1 protein-coding gene is annotated in these 374 nt (G+C 24.6%); it reads right to left on the bottom strand.

Going from position 1 to position 374, the window contains the following annotated elements:
• Positions 1-142 precede the first annotated feature (142 nt).
• A complete protein-coding gene (locus tag FE394_RS19780) occupies positions 143-340 on the bottom strand; it encodes a hypothetical protein (protein WP_000361625.1) in 198 nt (65 codons plus the stop codon).
• Between the last annotated feature and the right edge of the window lie 34 nt (positions 341-374).

Genomic DNA, 374 nt, shown 5'->3' on the forward strand with positions numbered 1-374 from the left:
AAGTCCATTCTTATGAAAAGAATGGACTTTTTTTGAAACGAGGAAAAATTAACTTGTAAACCATTTTACCTGTACATAACCAGTATAATACAAAATAAGAATAAGGGTTAGAATTTTCTGTTATTTAGACTAACATTATGTGTTAAATATTTTTTTTAGTAATTAAATAAGCTATGATAGCTGCTACTAACGCTAATGCTACAATAATTAAATTTTGGATTATATATCCTGTAAATGAGTAATCACTTTTAACAATCCATTGATAAATATTTAGAGATAGAAAAAGTGTTACCGGAAATAAAATAAAATACATTTGTTTTAAAATTGAACTTTTATCCATAAATTGCACACTTACCTCCATAATAAGCTAAAGT

The sequence above is a fragment of the Xenorhabdus littoralis genome (genome assembly GCF_033949345.1).
GTDB classification, from domain to species: Bacteria; Pseudomonadota; Gammaproteobacteria; order Enterobacterales; family Enterobacteriaceae; genus Xenorhabdus; species Xenorhabdus littoralis.

Excerpts from the sequence above, each read along its gene's own strand:
- FE394_RS19780 (WP_000361625.1), bottom strand. The coding sequence starts at position 340 with ATGGATAAAAGTTCAATTTTAAAACAAATGTATTTTATTTTATTTCCG.